Raw genomic sequence first — 231 nt, forward strand, 5'->3', positions numbered from 1 at the left:
ATATGCTGCCTGTCAGGGTTGTTTTGGCTGTTGGGTCAAGCATCCGGCGGAGTGCTTCATGAAAGATAAGCTGCAAAAGACCTGCCGCATTCTGGGACGCGCGGACGAGTTGATTGTTATCACAAAAAACCTTTATGGCGCATACAGCGCGAACATAAAAAATGTGATGGACAGAAGCATCGGAACTTCTACGCCACTGAGCACCTATCGCGCATGGGAAATGCATCACAC

At 49.4% G+C, this 231-nt stretch carries 1 protein-coding gene; it reads left to right on the forward strand.

Translation table 11 applies throughout. From position 1 onward, the window contains the following. The coding region (locus tag FQ664_RS28145; protein ID WP_178091138.1) for an NAD(P)H-dependent oxidoreductase at window positions 1–231 on the forward strand (231 nt) is incomplete at both ends.

It is taken from the genome of Pseudomonas persica, assembly GCF_900291015.1.
Lineage (GTDB): Bacteria > Pseudomonadota > Gammaproteobacteria > Pseudomonadales > Pseudomonadaceae > Aquipseudomonas.